12 protein-coding genes are annotated in these 17,647 nt (G+C 51.9%); 11 read left to right on the top strand and 1 reads right to left on the bottom strand.

Annotated elements, in window-relative coordinates:
* The first annotated feature begins 23 nt into the window (after window positions 1-23).
* Window positions 24-1,022: a DNA polymerase III subunit delta gene (holA, locus tag P2W70_RS33590; protein WP_276485999.1), complete on the top strand. Its 999-nt coding sequence runs from the start codon at window positions 24-26 to the stop codon at window positions 1,020-1,022.
* Here the strand turns inward: holA and P2W70_RS33585 are convergent.
* On the bottom strand, window positions 1,019-1,999 hold the full coding sequence (locus P2W70_RS33585) for a bifunctional riboflavin kinase/FAD synthetase (protein WP_276485997.1): 981 nt from the start codon (window positions 1,997-1,999) through the stop codon (window positions 1,019-1,021). The two genes, holA and P2W70_RS33585, sit on opposite strands and share 4 nt — an antisense overlap.
* Window positions 2,000-2,308: 309 nt before the next feature.
* Between P2W70_RS33585 and P2W70_RS33580 the strand changes: the two genes are divergently transcribed.
* The 10 genes from P2W70_RS33580 (at window position 2,309) to P2W70_RS33535 (ending at window position 17,536) form a co-directional block, all read left to right on the top strand.
* Window positions 2,309-2,875: a sigma-70 family RNA polymerase sigma factor gene (locus P2W70_RS33580; protein WP_276485996.1), complete on the top strand. Its 567-nt coding sequence runs from the start codon at window positions 2,309-2,311 to the stop codon at window positions 2,873-2,875.
* A 73-nt stretch (window positions 2,876-2,948) separates the two neighbouring features.
* Window positions 2,949-4,115 carry a FecR family protein gene (locus P2W70_RS33575; RefSeq protein ID WP_276485995.1) on the top strand — a complete coding sequence of 389 codons (1,167 nt, stop codon included), beginning with the start codon at window positions 2,949-2,951 and terminating at the stop codon, window positions 4,113-4,115.
* Window positions 4,116-4,187: 72 nt separating this feature from the next.
* Window positions 4,188-7,853: a SusC/RagA family TonB-linked outer membrane protein gene (locus P2W70_RS33570; RefSeq protein ID WP_276485994.1), complete on the top strand. Its 3,666-nt coding sequence runs from the start codon at window positions 4,188-4,190 to the stop codon at window positions 7,851-7,853.
* A gap of 13 nt (window positions 7,854-7,866) precedes the next feature.
* Complete coding sequence (locus P2W70_RS33565) at window positions 7,867-9,807, top strand: RagB/SusD family nutrient uptake outer membrane protein (RefSeq protein ID WP_276485993.1); 1,941 nt, start codon at window positions 7,867-7,869, stop codon at window positions 9,805-9,807.
* Between the two features lie 165 nt (window positions 9,808-9,972).
* On the top strand, window positions 9,973-10,728 hold the full coding sequence (locus tag P2W70_RS33560; protein WP_276485992.1) for a hypothetical protein: 756 nt from the start codon (window positions 9,973-9,975) through the stop codon (window positions 10,726-10,728).
* Between the two features lie 31 nt (window positions 10,729-10,759).
* Complete coding sequence (locus P2W70_RS33555) at window positions 10,760-12,472, top strand: T9SS type A sorting domain-containing protein (RefSeq protein ID WP_276485991.1); 1,713 nt, start codon at window positions 10,760-10,762, stop codon at window positions 12,470-12,472.
* A 16-nt stretch (window positions 12,473-12,488) separates the two neighbouring features.
* Entirely contained in the window at window positions 12,489-14,012 is a 1,524-nt protein-coding gene (locus tag P2W70_RS33550) for a glycoside hydrolase family 28 protein (RefSeq protein ID WP_276485990.1), read from the top strand.
* Between the two features lie 30 nt (window positions 14,013-14,042).
* Window positions 14,043-15,422: a glycoside hydrolase family 28 protein gene (locus P2W70_RS33545; protein WP_276485989.1), complete on the top strand. Its 1,380-nt coding sequence runs from the start codon at window positions 14,043-14,045 to the stop codon at window positions 15,420-15,422.
* Between the two features lie 21 nt (window positions 15,423-15,443).
* Window positions 15,444-16,130 carry an SGNH/GDSL hydrolase family protein gene (locus P2W70_RS33540; RefSeq protein ID WP_276485988.1) on the top strand — a complete coding sequence of 229 codons (687 nt, stop codon included), beginning with the start codon at window positions 15,444-15,446 and terminating at the stop codon, window positions 16,128-16,130.
* Between the two features lie 242 nt (window positions 16,131-16,372).
* Window positions 16,373-17,536, top strand: coding sequence for an AIR synthase related protein (locus P2W70_RS33535; RefSeq protein ID WP_276485987.1), 1,164 nt, complete (start codon window positions 16,373-16,375; stop codon window positions 17,534-17,536).
* The last annotated feature ends 111 nt before the right edge of the window (window positions 17,537-17,647 follow it).

Here is a 17,647-nt window from a genome sequence, read left to right as displayed (position 1 = left end):
AGTTTTAACTATTTATCGTTCCCATGTCTGCAGAAAAAATAATATCTGATTGGAAAAAGAAACAATACAAACCCATTTACTGGCTGGAAGGAGAAGAAGACTATTACATCGATAAAATAATTAACTACGCGGAACACAATATTCTTACAGAAGCCGAGGCCGGATTCAACCTGACTGTCTTTTATGGCAAAGATGCCAACTGGCCCGATATCATCAATGCCTGCCGCCGCTATCCCATGTTTTCCGATAAACAGGTCGTCCTGTTAAAGGAAGCACAACAGATGCGCGATATAGATAAGCTAGAACCTTATATAGATAATCCACTGTCGTCGACCATCTTTGTCGTTTCCTATAAAGAGAAGAAGGTGGACGGTCGCAGCAAGCTCGCCAAGACCCTCAAGGAAAAGGGTGAAATGTTCACCACCAAAAAGATGTACGACAACCAGTTGCCCGACTGGACCAACGAACTCGTACAATCCAAAGGATACACCATCTCCCAAAAAGCCTTGTTGCTGCTCGTTGACCATATTGGTAATGACCTTAGCCGCATCAACAACGAAGTCGACAAGATACTCGTCAACCTGGCAGATCGCAAGAATATTACGGAGGACGATATCGAAAAATATGTAGGCGTTAGTAAGGAGTACAATCCATTCGAATTACAAAGTGCCGTTGCTGCCCGTGATATGGCCAAGGCCATGCGCATCATCCAGTACTTCGAGGCCAATCCCAAAGCGGCTCCCATACAACTCATCCTCCCATCCCTGTACAACCTGTTCAGCAAAACTTATATGATCTTCGGCCAGTCGGCCAAAGACGACAAGACCATCGCCGTCAACATCGGGGTCAATGCCTGGTTCGTGAAAGACTACCTGTTGACTGCCAAGAACTATGGTTATGACGGTGTAGAGGCTGCCTTACTCCTCCTGCACCAATACAACCTGAAAAGCATCGGTATTGGCGATACAGGCACTTCCGACGCCTCTCTCCTCAAAGAGATGGTGGCTAAAATGATGTGTTAACGACCGAAGTAACGCAGGGAGTCTTCTTTATCCCGCGCCAACTGGGCTACCAGGGCATCGAGCCCGTCGAACTTGAGTTCGGGGCGCAGGTACTGTTTGACATACACCCGTAAGCAACGACCATAAATGTCTTCGTTGAAGTCGAATAGGTTCACTTCAATGGTCCGCCTGTTGTCGGTGATCGTGGGGCGAATGCCGATGCTCATCATGCCCTGCAGGGTAGGCGCTACAGGGGCGCCGCCAGCCTGGGCAGAAGGGAGCAGGCTGATATGCGAAGGATGTTTAACGACGGCAGCTTCCACCACATAGATGCCATTGCCCGGTACCAGCTTCTCGGCAATTTCCATGTGCAGGTTCGCTGTAGGATAACCCAGTTCCCTGCCGAGTTTATTACCATCTACTACAGTTCCCTCAAAGAAGTAATCATATCCCAGCAGGCCATTGGCTTGCTCCAGGTCGCTGTCGAGCAATGCCTGGCGGATGCGTGTGGAGCTGACGGTGTTTTCGTCGATCACATGACCGGGTATTTCCAGCAGGCGAAACCGGTCACTGTATTCTTCCATCAGCTTGTAGTTGCCCGTACGGCCCTGGCCAAAGCGATGGTCGTATCCTATGATGATGGTATGGGGATGGAACTTTTCGATCAGGAAATGCTCGATGTATTCCGCCGGTGTCTGTTGGGCGAATTCGGCCGTAAAGGGAACGATCACCAGGTGATCGATACCACATTGCGCCAGCAACTCGATCCGCTCCTCAATGGTATTGAGCAGGTGAAAGGCAGGTTGCCCCGCTGCCACTACCTTACGGGGGTGGGGATGAAAGGTAATGATTACCGTCTCTCCGTCGATCCGGTCAGCTTCTTCTTTCAATTGGTTCAATATCTGGCGGTGGCCCAGGTGCACGCCGTCGAACGTGCCAATGGTGAGTACGGCGCGTTGAAAAGACGGGATCTGATCGGTCGAATTGTAAACTTTCATAAATGCCACGCGAAAATACAAACTGCTGCGCGCAATCAGAAGTTGAGATTCAGGGGCTTATATTATGAGCAAAAAGCAGGCGCCGGGTTAATGGTACTGTAAACGATTAATAAACAGTTGTTTAGATGCCTTATGATGGGTGTTCTGTACGTGATGGGCAGGGTACAGATTATGCTGTATGCATGATCTGTCTTACCTTGGCGTCTAACTTCTTACAGAAGCAAGCAATACGTAATACCTCATCCTATCTTCAGGGGCGCTGATGCCCCGATGGCCACCCATTCAATTACCCAACTGCTGCCGTACGTGATGAATAAGTTTGCCGCGTTGCCCGATGATGAACTACTAGCCCTGCTCCAGGCAGGCAGCCATGAGGCATTCAATGAACTCTATCATCGTTACTGGAACAAACTGTATTTTATTGCCCTTAAGCATGTACACGAGACGGTGGAGGCCGAAGAGATCGTGCAGGAAATATTTGTAACGCTCTGGAGCAAACGGGCAACCCTGCAGATCGAAGCCCTGCCTGCCTACCTGTCTGCCATGACCCGCTATGCCGTGTACGCCCGGTTACAACGACAAAAAAAAGCAGCCATCACTTCCCTGGAAAAGCTGCCTGCTGCCAACCTTGGCCAGACATTGGAAACCGGAAGTTTTGAAAACAAGATATTGCTCGAGATCGTCAGTAAGCTGGCCAACCACCTTCCCGAAAAATGCCGGCTGGTGTTTATTCACAATAAACTGCTCGACCAGCCACTGCCACAGGTAGCGGAAGAGCTGGGCATCTCTATCAAAACGGCGGAGGCGCACCTCACCAAAGCCCTGAAAACCATTCGTACCAAACTCGGCGACTCCCCCCTGACCCTCTTCCTGTAACTATTTAATTTTTTTTTCAACAACACTAAGGGTAAAAGGAACCACCTGCACTCTTATTAATAGACCAGCCACCATGCAACAAGAACGTTTACAAATGCTCGCCGATAAATTTCTCGAAGGCTCAGCCACGGAGGCGGAGAAAGAGGAGTTGCATGCCTGGTACGATGCCTGGACAGATGATGAACAGACGGTATTGACAACCTTGCCCGATAGCGAAGCTGCGTTGAAAGACCGTATCCTGTTGGGTATTCAACAACAAATGCAATTGCCGGCCGCACCGGCCAGGGTGGTCGCCATGAAGTCCACACGCAGAAAATGGTGGGCCACTGCAGCCGCTGTCGTATTGCTGGCCGGTATGGCGATAATGGTGTTGCAAAGAGCAAAGCCAGGAGTACCGCCACCGTCAGTAGCAGATCATTATAAGAATGATGTGGCGCCAGGCAAGCCAACAGCGACCCTGCAACTCGCCGATGGCCGTATCGTCAACCTGACCGACGCCCTGCAACAGGGATTGCAACAGGGGGAGGCTTCCCTACGGAAATCCAACGATAGTACCTTGGTGTACGACCTGGAAAATGGGGCCCAACCCGCGACGCGGGAGATGGCTTTTAATACCATTACCACACCCAATGGAGGCGAATTCAACCTGGTACTGGCCGACGGTTCGAAGGTATGGCTGAATGCTGCCAGTTCCCTTCGCTTTCCAGCTTCCTTTACCGGCGATACCCGTACGGTGGAGCTGACCGGCGAGGCCTATTTTGAAGTAGCCAAGGATGCGGCAAAGCTCTTTACGGTCGCCGCCGGGGGAACCAGGACGCAGGTGCTGGGAACCCATTTTAATATAAAAGCGTATGGCGATGAGGGGGAAGTGGTGACCACTTTGCTGGAAGGATCCGTGAAGGTAGCAGCAGGCAACGAGCAACGGATACTGGTACCTGGTCAGCAAGCCCAGATAGTAGCCGACGGACAAAAGATCCATGTGTCGACTGCAGACGTTGACGATGCAGTGGCCTGGAAGAATGGCTACTTCACCTTCCGCAACGAGAACATAAAAACGATGATGCAACGGATTGCCCGTTGGTACGATATCACCGTGGTCTATACACCAGGCGTGGAATCGATGGCTTTTGGTGGAACGTTCTCCCGCGCGAAAACCCTGCAACAATTACTGAAGAATCTGGAAATAACCAATACCATCCATTTTAAAATAGAAGGAAAACAGGTGACGGTCTTACCCTGATCCTCCCTGAAAACGGTCCTTGTCTGCGCTGTGGTTAAGGCGCCCTGGCCCATATGAAATAAAAACAACGAAATGCTGCTTAACACCCATTTGTTCAAGGAGTGTCCCCCCGGCCATTCCTGGAAAAGACGATTATTGCCCGGAAAGAAATGGCTGCTGTTCCTGCTCCTGATTGTAGCGGGTACTGCCCTGCGGGCACAGACCATCACCATCAAACAGCCGTCCATTACCCTGCTCAAAGTAATCCCGTTGCTCAAGCAGCAAACCGGGTTCGACTTCCTCTACAATGCAGAGCTTTTCAAAGAAGACAAGGCCATCGAGGTGGTGGTCAATAATGCGACACTGAAAGAAGTATTGGATAAATATTTCGTACCGCGGGGCATCAGTTACAACATCAATATCAATGACAAAACAGTCGTGTTTAAAAAGAGTACGACGCCACCCCGTTCCGCAGCGGCTGAAGAGCCGCTCCTGGTGAGCGGTCGGGTGACCAATGAACGAAATGAACCTTTATACCGGGCAACCGTCATCGTAAAAGGCACCAATCTTTCTGCCATCGCTGATACGACTGGTAACTACTCGCTCGACCTGGCCAACGCGAAAAGTCCGGTGACACTCGTCGTATCGATGGTAGGGTATGAAGTAAAAGAAGTTGCAGTGAGTAACCGCACCCTGGTCAATGTGTCGATGACTCCATCACAGAAAGAGATGGATGACATCGTCGTGATCGGGTATGGGTCGGTGAACCGCAAAGACGTCACCGGCGCGATATCGGCGATCTCAGAAAAGCAATTGAAAGACATCCCCCTCAACTCTGCTGCGCAGGCCTTGCAGGGCCGCTTGGCAGGCGTACAGATCGTGGTGGGAGAAGGATCACCTGGTGCGCCGGTCGATGTATTCATCCGTGGCCGCAACTCCATTACCCAGTCGGGTTCGCCGCTGTATGTCGTTGACGGGGTACAGGTAGAAAATGCACTCGACGTATTATCACCCCAGGATATCGAATCCATCAATGTGCTGAAAGATGCGGCCTCCACCGCCATCTACGGGGCCCGGGGCGCCAATGGTGTGGTCATCATTACCACGAAGGGAGGGAAGAATACCAATGGAAAATATACCGTGACCTTCAACACCTTTGCCGGCATCAACCAATTGACGAAGCAACTGGACATGATGGACCCCTACCAGTTCGTACTCTACCAGTATGAAAGGGCACAATACACAGGTGCTACCAATGACCTCAATATGGTCAGCAAATACATCCGCGATCCCAACAACTACGATACCATTGCTACCTATTTGAACTATCCCAATGCCATGAACTGGCAGGAGCGGATGATGGGGCGTAATGCGTTGCAAACTACACAGAACCTCACCCTCTCCGGCGGTAACCAGGCCACCCAGTTCAACTTGAGCCTAACCAACAATACCCAGGAAGGGTTGCTATTGAATTCCTCTTTCGCCCGCAGATTGCTCAACTTCCGGCTCGATCAAAAGATCAGCAACGCCATCAAAATGGGCTTCAACGTACGCTACAACAACCAGCAGATAAAGGGAGCCGGTACCTCCGATGCAGGTAGCGCCAATACCAATCGCCTGCGTCAATACACCCGCTACCGCCCCTTGTTCCTCCCGGGGCAGGACGAAGCCTATTACGACCAGGACCTGAGCGACTTCAATCCGGGCAATCAACTCAACCTCATCAACCCCTACCTGCTCTCGCAGGCAGAATACCGCTTGTCGACGGCTGTGCTGTATAACTTCAATGGCTATATCAACATCAACCTGCTCAAAGGCCTGTCGTTTAAAAGCACTTTTGGATATGATGTGACCAGTACACAGGGTAAAAGCTTTGATGATACCATCACGGCCAACTCGAAGAACAACGGGGCCAGGATGCCCATCGCCTCCCTCACAGATACCAGGCGTTCTGTCCTGAACAACTCCAATGTATTTACCTACAACAACAACCGGTTCCTGAACGGCGAGGGCCGGCTCACCATCCTGGCCGGTCACGAGATATTCGAAACAAAGACCACCTCCAATAGCCAAACCATTCGCTATTTTCCGATAGGTACCTCCCCTGATATTGCCTTTGCCAATTTTGGCCTGGCCACGCCGCCTGTTGGATTTGCACAACCCAAACCGGTGTCGGCTGAAGTGCAGACCAGGCAGGTTTCCTTCTTTACCCGCTGGTCGTACGACTTTAAACAGAAATACCTGCTGTCGCTGAACTTTCGGGCTGATGGATCGTCCTTATTCGGACCCGATTACAGCAATGTATTTGTCGCGTCCGATTCAGTCAACAACAAATGGGGGTATTTCCCCTCAGCCTCGGCCGCTTGGCGCATCTCGCAGGAGGACTTCATGAAACGGGTAACTTTTATTGATGATGCCAAACTCCGGATAAGCTATGGCGTATCGGGTAATAACCGCATCGATCCCTACGGCTATGCGGCCAATTATTCCACACCGGCCAATTCGGGTTATGGCCTCAACAATGTATTGAACTATACATTGTTGTTACCGGCACGTTTTGGCAATACGGGCATCCAATGGGAGTCGCTGAGCTCTGCTAATATCGGCCTCGACCTGTCGCTCTTCAACCGCCGGCTCGACCTGACGGTAGACGTATACAACAACAGTACGAAGAACCTGCTGGTGGAGAACAGCTTTCCGGCCAACACGGGCTACCGCACCCAATACCAGAATGTAGGTACCATCCGCAACCAGGGTATTGAAGTGCAGCTGTCGGCCACCGTGATCAAAAAGAAGGACTTCACCTGGAATAGCAGTGTCAACGCATCCGTCAACCGCAACAAGATCATCAGCCTGGGCGACCAGCAGCAGTTCACGGCATCCTCCGGCTTCTTTGCCACCGCTGGTAATCCCGCCGATTATCTTATAAAAGTTGGTCAGCCCATCGGTGCCGTGTATGGATTGAAAGTAGAAGGATATTATACGGTCGATGATTTTACCACCACGCCGGTATCGAATGCCACCTACCCTGCGCTCACACACCAGTACACCCTGAAGCCTGGCCTGCCCAATCCGCAGGCGGTGCTGACCGATCTCGTGCAACCAGGTGCCATTAAATATGCCGACGTGACTGGCGACGGTAAGATCGACCTCGACGACCGTACCGTGATCGGCAACGTGCTGCCAAAGATCACCGGTGGTTTTAACCAGCAGGTCAATTACAAGAACTTCGACCTGAACGTATTCATGAACTTCTCCTATGGCAACGACGTCTATAATGCCAATAAGCTGGAACTCACCACAGCCTATAACCTCGATGCCAATATGCTCGCCAGCGTCAATGATCGTTGGAAGGTGATCGACGGGAGTGGCCAGCTGGTGCAAAAGCAGCTCAATGCCACCACCGTGATCGGTATAGAACCGGAGAAACTGGCAGCCTTGAATGCAGGCGCCAAACAATGGATGCCCCTGCGTAGTACACTCGGCTATTATCCCAGCTCTTTTGCCGTGGAAGATGGTTCCTATCTCCGGGTCAACAACATCACCCTGGGCTACACCCTGAACAAAGCTTTATTGAAAAAAATGCACATCGCCAGTCTACGGGTGTATGCCACGGCCAACAATGTTGCAACCATCACTGGTTACAGTGGTTATGATCCGGATGTGAGTTCCCGGAGAAGTATCCTTACGCCAGGCGTCGATTACTCGGCGTATCCGCGCGGCAGGTCATTCTTACTGGGCTTAAATGTTATTTTCTAAACCACCGATTGTTATGCGTATGAAATATTCATTCAACCTGAACAGAACCTGCTGCCTCGTGATACTCATGGTGTCGATGAGCGCCGGTTCCTGTAAAAAATATTTATCTCCCCAACCCATCTCCAGCTTCGATGTAGGGATTGTATTCAGCAATGAGGTCAATGCCAAAGCGGCTTTGATGGGGGCATACATGGCCATGGCCGGAGATCCCGGTTACGGACTGTTTACCAGTTACCAATACGTGTACGACGACGATGCCATCCTGGGTGGTGGCGCCGGCCTGGATGTGGCACGCCGCCAACAGGCGCACTATACCCTCAATGCCAGCAATGCCGATATCCTGTCTACCTATAACCAGTTATACCAGGGCATAGAAAGGGCCAACAACTGCATCTATTACCTGCCCCGCATGAAGCAATACCAGGAAGGGCAGACAGCGGGAGAGCTCAGGCGCATGCATGGCGAAGCCCTGGTGTTGCGGGCACAGTATTATTTTGAGTTGACACGCATCTTTGGCGACCTGCCCGAGCAGCGCGTGCCAACGGCATTCATCAATACACCGTTCCAGGGCAGAACACACCGGGATAGCATACTGACCCACGCGATAGCGGATCTGGAAGAAGCGAAGGCATTGTTGCCCTGGCGTACAGCCGTGGCGCAGGATGAACGTTTCACCAAAGGAACGGCCATGGCGCTGCGGGCGCGGATCGCCTTATTCCGGGGTGGCTATGCGCTGCGCCAGAACGGCCAGTTGGAAAGAGCCGCGGACTATGTCGACTATTATAAAATGGCACAGGCCGAATGCGATTCGCTGATGAAACGCCGGGAACAGCATACACTGATGCCTACCTACAGGGCGATGTTCAAAGACGTGATCAATGCGCACGTGGCGGTTGACCCGCAAGGCGAGTTGATGATGCAGGTGGCCACAGCCCTGGGCACCAATTCTTCCGATAGCCGGATCGGTATCGCCAGCGGTACGCGGATGAATGGCGTGGGTGGTCCCTTTGGCCCCGCTTTACCCACCTACTTTTACCTGTTTGATTCCACCGACGTACGTCGGGATGTGACACTGGTGCCGTTTCAGATCGTATTGGATGTTTATGGCCGGGGCAATGCCAGCCATTCTATTTACGATGGAAAGTTTAGAAGAGACTGGGTCTCCAATCCTTCCTTCTATTTCAGCAGCGGTGCCACCACCGGTACCAATCCAGTGACCCTGACACCGGCATCGAACGCATCACTTACGACCATGCAGCTCAACTGGCCGCTGATCCGTTTCTCAGATGTATTGCTGATGTATGCTGAAGCTGATAATGAGCTTAATAGTGCACCTTCTGCAAAAGCCATCGACGCATTCCGCGAAGTGAGCCAGCGCGGTCACGGAGGCGACGCATCCCTCGTGCCTGCTATTCCCACCGACAAGGAGGGATTCTTCAAACTGTTGGTGAAAGAACGGGCGCTTGAATTCGGCGGCGAAGGCATCCGCAAATACGACCTCATTCGCTGGAACCTGTTGGGCACTGCGCTGACCGAGACGAAAGCCAACCTCGTGCGTATGGCGGCGGGCACGGCCATGCAGCCTTATTCCTATATGGCGGCTCCACCGGCCTATACGCTAACGGCGAGCTTACCGCGGCTCATGTATTTCTATTCCAGGGTCAACGGCGTAGAGACCGGGAAGATCTGGGCCAACTCGTTCTACAAGGCGTCGCCGGCCAGCGGAAGTGGTCTTCGCGACAATACCATCACACCCAACATTGCCGATATTACCTTGCCCAATTCGGGCGCCAATGTGAACCGTGTGGCATGGGTCGCCAATGCATCGATCACCACGACCTTCGTGAATTTTTATGGGTACGGTTTCCAATCGGGCAAAAGCGAATTGTATCCGCTGCCACAGGCGGCCATGGAAGCCAATTATAACTTAAGACCGCAGAATCCACAATATTGACAGGGGGCTGCCTCCCTGCGAAAATAGCAAGCAGCAAATAGCATCAATGCCTGGCTGATATCGTTCGTACTGTTTGCATCAGCCCCCTGGTGAGCGTAAGCACTCACCAGGGTAGGCATTGTTTTGACCAGACGTATTGATTTCTTCATCCTAAAATATACAACCATGCGGTTTCTTCTATGCCTGTTTAGCTTTTCCATGGCATTCCATGCAGGGAAAGCGCAACTCTTCTCCCAATCTTTCAACGGCGCCACCAGTATCGGCGACTACGTGCAGGCCAGCAGTCCCTCCACCGGCCAATTCACGTTTGCCGCCGCGGCGGGGGCCAATGGCTCCATCGATATTTCCAACAAGAAGGTGCGACTTATACGCAAGTCCTGCACGGGACCGCACAACAGTTGCTTTGCGCGCACGGCCAACTTTGCAGCTACAGCGCCCGCCCTGCTGAAAATGACCTTTACCATGAATGCGGTTTGTGCCATCACCAACCTGCCTACGCCTCCAGCTGTTTTGGCCCTGTTCAATATCGGCGCGGGTTTTACCAACGACTATGCCTCCAACAGTACCACCACGCATACCCGCTTTGCGGTGTATACCGATAGTGCGAGTACGGGCCGGTTCAGGATCATGGACAACCACGTAGCGGCCAGCGCTACGGTGCAAAGCCCCTGGTTTGTTGACGAGCAGTCCTTTACCCTCGTTTCCAACAACTCGGGCACCGCACGCACCTACACCGGACCAGATGGGAATAGCTATACCGTCGCCAATGACAAATGGGATATGTGGGCCGGTACCAACCGTTTCTTTACCGGTGTTGCGGCCGCCGGGGCCGGCAATGACCTGCAAAATTTCAAACTCCTTTTCTACTCCAATAGCGGAATGATCGCTTTCGATGACCTTGTGTTTACTGCCCTGCCATAGCCTGTCAATCACCACCCAACAAACGATGCTTATGCCAATCAAGATAATCCTCTTGCAAGCCTGCAAACTACGCCGCACACGTCGCGCAGCTGCAGGTCGTATTACCTGTCTATTTTTACTGCTGTCCGGTATTGCCGCAAATACCCGGGCCCAAATAACGATTACCCCCAAGAGTGCGTATAGCTACACCGATGGGGTCGGAGTGAACACGCACTTACGGTATACTCACCTGAACTATTATACGGCCTTCGAATCGATTATTTATCCCAAACTCAAACAACTGGGTATAAAACATATCCGTGACAATTTTCCGCATCCCAGCTTCCTCGGATCGGTGAGTGCCTCCCTCATGCGGCAGCGTTACCTGAAATTGCATGACAGCTGCGGCATCAAATATGACTACCTGCTCGACAGCAGGCGCGTAATCGACACCCTCCGGTTCCTGAACGACGCCGCCTACCTCGAACTGTTTGATACCAACCCGGAGCTCGTCAGGACGATACAACATTTTGAAGGGTTCAATGAGCCCGACCGCACCATTGCCGTTTGGTTTCCGGCGGATTGGATCACACTCACGCGTACCATACAGCAAACCCTTTGGACAAGAACCCACAGCACGCCTGCGCTGAGTGCCGTGAGCATTATCAATGCAAGCCCTACCCATTTTGGGCCTGCTCCTTCCATGCCCGATAGCCTGGCCACGCCAACGCCGCACATCAGTAGTTGGTTCGATTATGCTAACCTGCATCCGTACGATGTGACCGGCCCGGCCAATCGCATCTTTCCCGGTGCGCGGTACGATCAGGATCAACCTTATTACGATACCCTGGCCAAAGGGAAACCCTGGATAACCACCGAGTTTGGTTTTCCCACCGCGCGGGGGTTCAACAATCCTGCTGCCTGCACCTTTGGCCTCAACTCCTTTCACTACTCGTCCGAACTGGCGGCCGGTAAATATTATTCCGTAGCGTTTATGGAACTATTCAAACGGGGGGCGGCAAGGGCTTATGCCTACGAGTTCATCGATCAGCATACGGCCGATCAAGGAGATGTAGAGAAGAACTTTGGCCTGCTGCGCACAGATGGCTCCGAGAAGCCCGCCTATACTGCCATCAAAAATACCCTGGCCATTTTGAAGGATACCAGCCTGGTTTTTTCACCGACCCCATTGGCGCTGACCATCACAGGTGATACAGCGGGTGTACGTTATAGCCTCTACCAGAAAAACAATGGCCGCTATTACCTGGCCTTGTGGTTGGGCGCCGAAAAAGGCGCCAACTATGATTATACCACTTTTACCGATGTAGGTATCAGCCCTCAAAGTATTACTGTCGGACTACCCTATACGGCACTGGTGGCGAACCTGTACCAGCCCCTGCTAACTGGTGCGCCCATCAATAGTTATGCATCGACGAGTTCGATAACGATCGATGTACCCGACAACCTGCTACTGTTGGAAATCGCTGCGCCCGGTGAAAGTGCCGGAGCAAGAACCCTACAAACGCCCGCAGCTGTCGGCAGTCCGCTGAAAGAACAGGCAGTATTCCCCAATCCCTTCCGCGATGTGCTGACAGTCCGGTTGAGCACGAAACAAATGGTGACGGTATACAATGGAGCAGGCGTAGTGGTTTTTCGGCAAACCATGCAACCGGGTACGCAGCAGTTGAACCTGGGAACGCAGCCCGCGGGAATCTATTACCTGCAATATGGTAATGGGAAGAAGGTGAAACTGGTGAAATGGTAAACAAAGTCACTTTAATATGATCAGGAACTATGCAGTTACGGTCCTCGCGGTATTGATGTCGATAGTTTTATCGGCACAATCAAAGGTGCAGCCCTACCCCTTGTTGACCGGTGAATCCAGTAAGCTGTTTACGGTCAGCGCAGGTAAAGTCGATATCCCGGTATCCTCCTACAAAGGCATCCATTATATCCGCTATGGCCAGCAAGGAATGACTGAACTCGATATTCGGTTCCCGTCGCAGACAAGGGAGGTGAAGATCAGTCCGGCCCATGATTTCGAAAAAACAACAAGTGGCATCCGGGTCCGTTTCGAGCAACCAGGCTATCATGTCCTGACCCTTGGTGCCGAAAAACTATTCATCCTGGCGGACAGCATCGACCACTTCGACCCTTCCGGTAAGGAAGTGGTGGATATCGCCCGGTACCAAGCAGATGCGACCGGCAAACGTCTTTCTACCCGGGAGATCCAACGCGCGATCGATGAAACGGCCGCAGCCCGTAAGGTCTTATATTTTGGTCCTGGTATTTACAACACGGGCACCCTGACGATCGGCAGCCAGGCCCGTATCTACCTATCGGGTGGTTGCCTCATCAATGGCTCCTTCGATACTACACAATATGTGACCGATAAAGGATTTGTAGAGGCCAATAAACTACGGGATGGAAAAGCTTATTCAGACAATGGCGAACACATGACCTTCAGTCGCCTGATTCTGGTAGAGCATGCCAACCAGGTTCGGATATGGGGCAGGGGAATCATCAACGGCAATGGTGCCCTGGTTCGCAAAACCGGTAAGCCTGCCAACCTGGTACGTATTCGCAGTAGCCGCAATGTAGTGATCGACGGGATCAGTTTTTTTGATCCCGCCGCCTGGAATACCCATATCCTGTACAGTGATAGTGTCACCATCCGGAACGTAAAACTGATCAACGACCTGGAGGTGCCGAATACAGATGGCTTCGATCCCGATGCTTCCCGCCATGTACTCATTCAACACTGCTTTGCTTTTTGTAGCGATGACAATGTGGCCATCAAGTCGACCAACAACAGCAACCTGTTGCGTGATTGTGAAAACATTCGGGTAGAAGGTTGTCTGTTTCTGACCAAAAAGTCGGCCTTGAAAGTAGGCACGGAAACCAAGGCCACTTATATGCGCAATATCTCTTTTGAAAACAACTACGTCATGATGGCCGATCGTGGTTTGACCCTCTACTGTTATGATGGTGCCCGGTTTGAAAACATTCGCTTCGTCAACAATTACTTCGAATATGGCTTTCCGGACTTTGAAAAGAAAGCCATTCACTTTGCCATCAAACAACGAAGTGGGCAGGGCGCCATTCGAAACGTGTTGATCAAGGACTGCTACTTCGGACCCCGCTTCCACAGTAAGATCACACTGGAAGGACTAGATCAGGACCATGCGATAGCAGGCGTGGTATTTGACAATGTAACGCTGTTTGGGAAGAAGGTTGTGACCATCGATGGCTTGCAGCTACAGAAGAATGAATATGTCTCGAATGTTGAACTTAAAAACGAATAAGGGATGAGGAGGAACAGTATACTTTTATTGATGACCCTATTGCTGAGCACTTCGATCAAAGCACAGGATATATTTGATATCGTCCAATACAAAGCCCGGGGGGATGGCAAAACCATCAATACAAAAGCCATACAGCGGGCGATCGATGATTGTGCCGCGAAGGGTGGGGGAACGGTGTGGGTGCCTTCCGGCACATTCCTAACCGGTTGCATTTATGTGAAAGATCGTGTAAACCTTCACTTGTCGCCGGGTGCCGTACTCAAGGCCACACCCTTGTTGTCTGAATACGATAAAAAGACCATGGCTCTGGTCTGCTTGAAAGGCGTACAAAACGCGGCAGTGACAGGTACAGGGATGATCGATGGCAATGGGGGGAGTTTCAGTATTGTAGAGGAAGCACCTGACCGGCCTTATGTGCTGCTGGTGGAAGGCAGCCAGCACATAACGATTCGTGATGTCAGGTTGTATCATTCGGCCCGCTGGACGCTTAAACTGTTTGACAGTGATCAGATCATCGTCAACGGTCTCAGGATCTATTCACATGTCAACCACAACAACGATGGCATCGACATCGACAGCCGTAACGTCACCATCTCCGACTGCATCATCGACAGCGATGATGATGGCATATGCCTTAAAAGCGAACAGCCAGGCCGTATGACGGAAAACATCACTATTACCAATTGCGTGATCGCTTCTAATTGCAATTTCATCAAGATGGGTACCGGCTCCCTGGCAGGCTTCAAAAATATCGCCATCAGCAATTGTGTGTTGAAAGCCGCCGCCGAATCGCCCTTCTGGAAATGGCATAAGATCGTCAAGGGCGTCACAGACACGATCTCTGGTATCGCAGGCATTGCGCTGGAGGTAGTCGATGGGGGCGTGATGGATCAGGTAATGATTACCAACATTTCAATGACAGGGATACAAACGCCCATTTTTATGCGGCTGGGTCAACGAAAGAACCCGGTGGGCGTATTGAGAAATGTGTTGATCGCCAATATCACGGCAAGGGCCAACAGCCTTATTCCTTCCACCATCGCGGCGGTGCCGGGATTTCAGATAGAGAACGTGACCCTGCGGGATATGGTCCTGCAACATACCGGCGGCGGCACCCTCGAAGACGTGACCCGGAAAATACCGGAGCAGGAGACCAAGTACCCCGAGAACCGAATGTTTGGTCATAGTTTGCCCGCCTATGGATTGTATGTGCGGCATGCAAAGGGCATTACGCTTGATAATATCCGCTTTACGTTAGCCGGCAACGATGCGCGGCCTGCTATTTGGTTGGAAGATGTGCAAGGCATCTCGGTACGTGACTTTGTACCCGGCAATGGGGCCAATCCTTCGACTACCATCAGACAGGTGGCGGTCACGGATTTCAGGTACAACAATGTGTGGGAACAATAAATGATACGCTAAAAGATGATTATGAAAAAAAATGCTTGTTATGCCTTGCTGGTGTTCGTGGTGTGTACAGCGCTGCGGCCTGCGCCACCGAAAACGCTTTTCCTCCTGGGTGATAGTATCTCGATGCAGTACAGCAGTCCCTACCTGGAGAACATGCTGGCCGGGAAGTATACCATCCTCCGGAAACAAGAAACCGGCGAGGGGTTCCAGAACCTCGATATTCCCAAAGGGTCTAATTTGGGCAACTCCCGTATGGCGCTGGCCTATATACGGCTCAAGTTTGCCGAAAACACCTTCCGGCCCGACCTCATGACCCTCAATTGCGGCTTGCACGATATCAAACGCGATACCGCGACGGGCGCGCCGGCAGTGGATGCGGCAGAATACCGGACCAACCTCGCCCAGATCTTTGCCATTGTCAAAAAGCGTAAAGTGCCCTTGGTTTGGATCAGGACGACCGAAGTGGTCGATTCCATCCACCGTAAGAACAAGGGCTTCCACCGCTACGCCCAAGACCTGGAGCAATACAATGCGATCGCCGATGAGGAGGTACGCAAAGCTGGGATCGCCAGCATTGACTTGTATTCCTTCACCAAGGGGCTAGGGGCCAATCGCTTTGCCGATCACGTGCATTACAAGGAAGAGGTGAAGGCCCTGCAGGCGGCCTACATTGCCGGGTTTTTGCAGCGCCATGAGGCTCGACCTTAGTGGCAAATTGGTGCGCCAGGTGATAGTAATCGGTAAGCCCAACCATCCAATTCTCCTCGAAAGGCTGATAACTTATTGATTTTGTTCGTACTGTATGATAGCGTCTGTCGGGTGTCGTGCCTTTCCCGGGTGGCACTTCGGCAGACCATTTTTGTTCCATAACTCCCTGATTGTGAAAAAATAGTCAGAAGCTTACCCTTTCCCGGGCAACGAATTCGGGGCGTAAATAGTAGTTTTGCGCCATGAGTTTATATTCCCAGCGGGGTGTTTCCGCTCAGAAAGAAGAAGTTCACAAGGCTACCGAGAAACTGGACAAGGGATTGTATCCCTTCGCATTTTGCAAGATCTATCCCGATTACCTCACCGGCGACGAAAACTACGTCAACCTGATGCATGCCGACGGAGCCGGCACCAAAAGCATCCTGGCATACCTCTACTGGAAAGAGACCGGAGATATCAGTGTATGGAAGGGCATCGCGCAGGACGCCATCGTCATGAACCTTGATGACCTGCTCTGTGTAGGTATCCACGACAACCTGCTTTTCTCTTCTACTATCGACCGCAACAAGAAACAAGTACCCGGCGAAGTGCTGGAAGTCGTGATCAACGGCACCCAGGAGATCTTCGACGAGCTGAAACAATACGGTGTCAACATTCATTTCCTCGGTGGCGAAACAGCCGACGTAGGCGATGTGGTACGCACCATCGCCGTCAATGGCACCATGACCGCCCGCTGGCCCAAGGATAAACTCGTTACCAACGAAAAGATCCAGCCCGGTGACGTGATCGTTGGTTTTGCCAGCTTTGGCCAGGCGAAATATGAATCTACTTACAACAGCGGCATCGGCAGCAATGGCCTCACCAGTGCCCGCCATGATGTACTCGCTAAGTTCTATGCGGAGCAATTCAAAGAGTCGTTCGAGAACGCCCTCAGCGATGAGGTTGTCTACATCGGCCCCCACCGCATGACCGACCAGGTGCCCCGCTCACCCATCAATGTAGGTCAGCTGTTGCTGAGCCCAACACGTACCTATGCCCCCTTGCTGAAGCAACTCTTCGAACAACAATTCGACGATATTCACGGTCTCATCCATTGCAGTGGCGGTGGCCAGACGAAGTGCATGAAATACCTGCCCGGTGATTTCCGCATCGTAAAGGATAACTTGTTCGAGCCGCCGGTCATCTTCCAACTGATCCAGGAAGCATCTGGCAGCGACCTGCGCGAAATGTACCAGGTATTCAACATGGGGCATCGCCTCGAGGTGTTTACCAGCGAAGCAGCAGCAGCCGGCATGATCGCCGCAGCCCAGGAACTGGGCATCGACGCCAAGATCGTTGGTCGGGTAGAGGCCAGCGACAAAAAAGAACTGATCATCAAAACAGCCGGACAGGAAATCGTATTCTAGTCATTACGGCGGTATACATAACAAACAACTGGCAGTCCGTTGTACCTCGTGCAACAGCGCTGCCAGTCCTTTTCCCGGCCAATCCTATCGCAGAAATCAGGACCCCTTGCA

The organism is Paraflavitalea pollutisoli (genome assembly GCF_029360705.1).
Lineage (GTDB): Bacteria > Bacteroidota > Bacteroidia > Chitinophagales > Chitinophagaceae > Paraflavitalea > Paraflavitalea pollutisoli.
The sequence above is the reverse complement of the archived record's forward strand: the minus strand, read 5'-3'. Positions and strand labels throughout refer to the sequence as shown.

Bases quoted from the DNA above. Each gene is read 5' to 3' on its own strand.
- holA (WP_276485999.1), top strand. From the start codon at position 24: ATGTCTGCAGAAAAAATAATATCTGATTGGAAAAAGAAACAATACAAA.
- P2W70_RS33585 (WP_276485997.1), bottom strand. From the start codon at position 1,999: ATGAAAGTTTACAATTCGACCGATCAGATCCCGTCTTTTCAACGCGCC.
- P2W70_RS33580 (WP_276485996.1), top strand. From the start codon at position 2,309: ATGAATAAGTTTGCCGCGTTGCCCGATGATGAACTACTAGCCCTGCTC.
- P2W70_RS33575 (WP_276485995.1), top strand. From the start codon at position 2,949: ATGCAACAAGAACGTTTACAAATGCTCGCCGATAAATTTCTCGAAGGC.
- P2W70_RS33570 (WP_276485994.1), top strand. From the start codon at position 4,188: ATGCTGCTTAACACCCATTTGTTCAAGGAGTGTCCCCCCGGCCATTCC.
- P2W70_RS33565 (WP_276485993.1), top strand. From the start codon at position 7,867: ATGCGTATGAAATATTCATTCAACCTGAACAGAACCTGCTGCCTCGTG.
- P2W70_RS33560 (WP_276485992.1), top strand. From the start codon at position 9,973: ATGCGGTTTCTTCTATGCCTGTTTAGCTTTTCCATGGCATTCCATGCA.
- P2W70_RS33555 (WP_276485991.1), top strand. From the start codon at position 10,760: ATGCCAATCAAGATAATCCTCTTGCAAGCCTGCAAACTACGCCGCACA.
- P2W70_RS33550 (WP_276485990.1), top strand. From the start codon at position 12,489: ATGATCAGGAACTATGCAGTTACGGTCCTCGCGGTATTGATGTCGATA.
- P2W70_RS33545 (WP_276485989.1), top strand. From the start codon at position 14,043: ATGACCCTATTGCTGAGCACTTCGATCAAAGCACAGGATATATTTGAT.
- P2W70_RS33540 (WP_276485988.1), top strand. From the start codon at position 15,444: ATGAAAAAAAATGCTTGTTATGCCTTGCTGGTGTTCGTGGTGTGTACA.
- P2W70_RS33535 (WP_276485987.1), top strand. From the start codon at position 16,373: ATGAGTTTATATTCCCAGCGGGGTGTTTCCGCTCAGAAAGAAGAAGTT.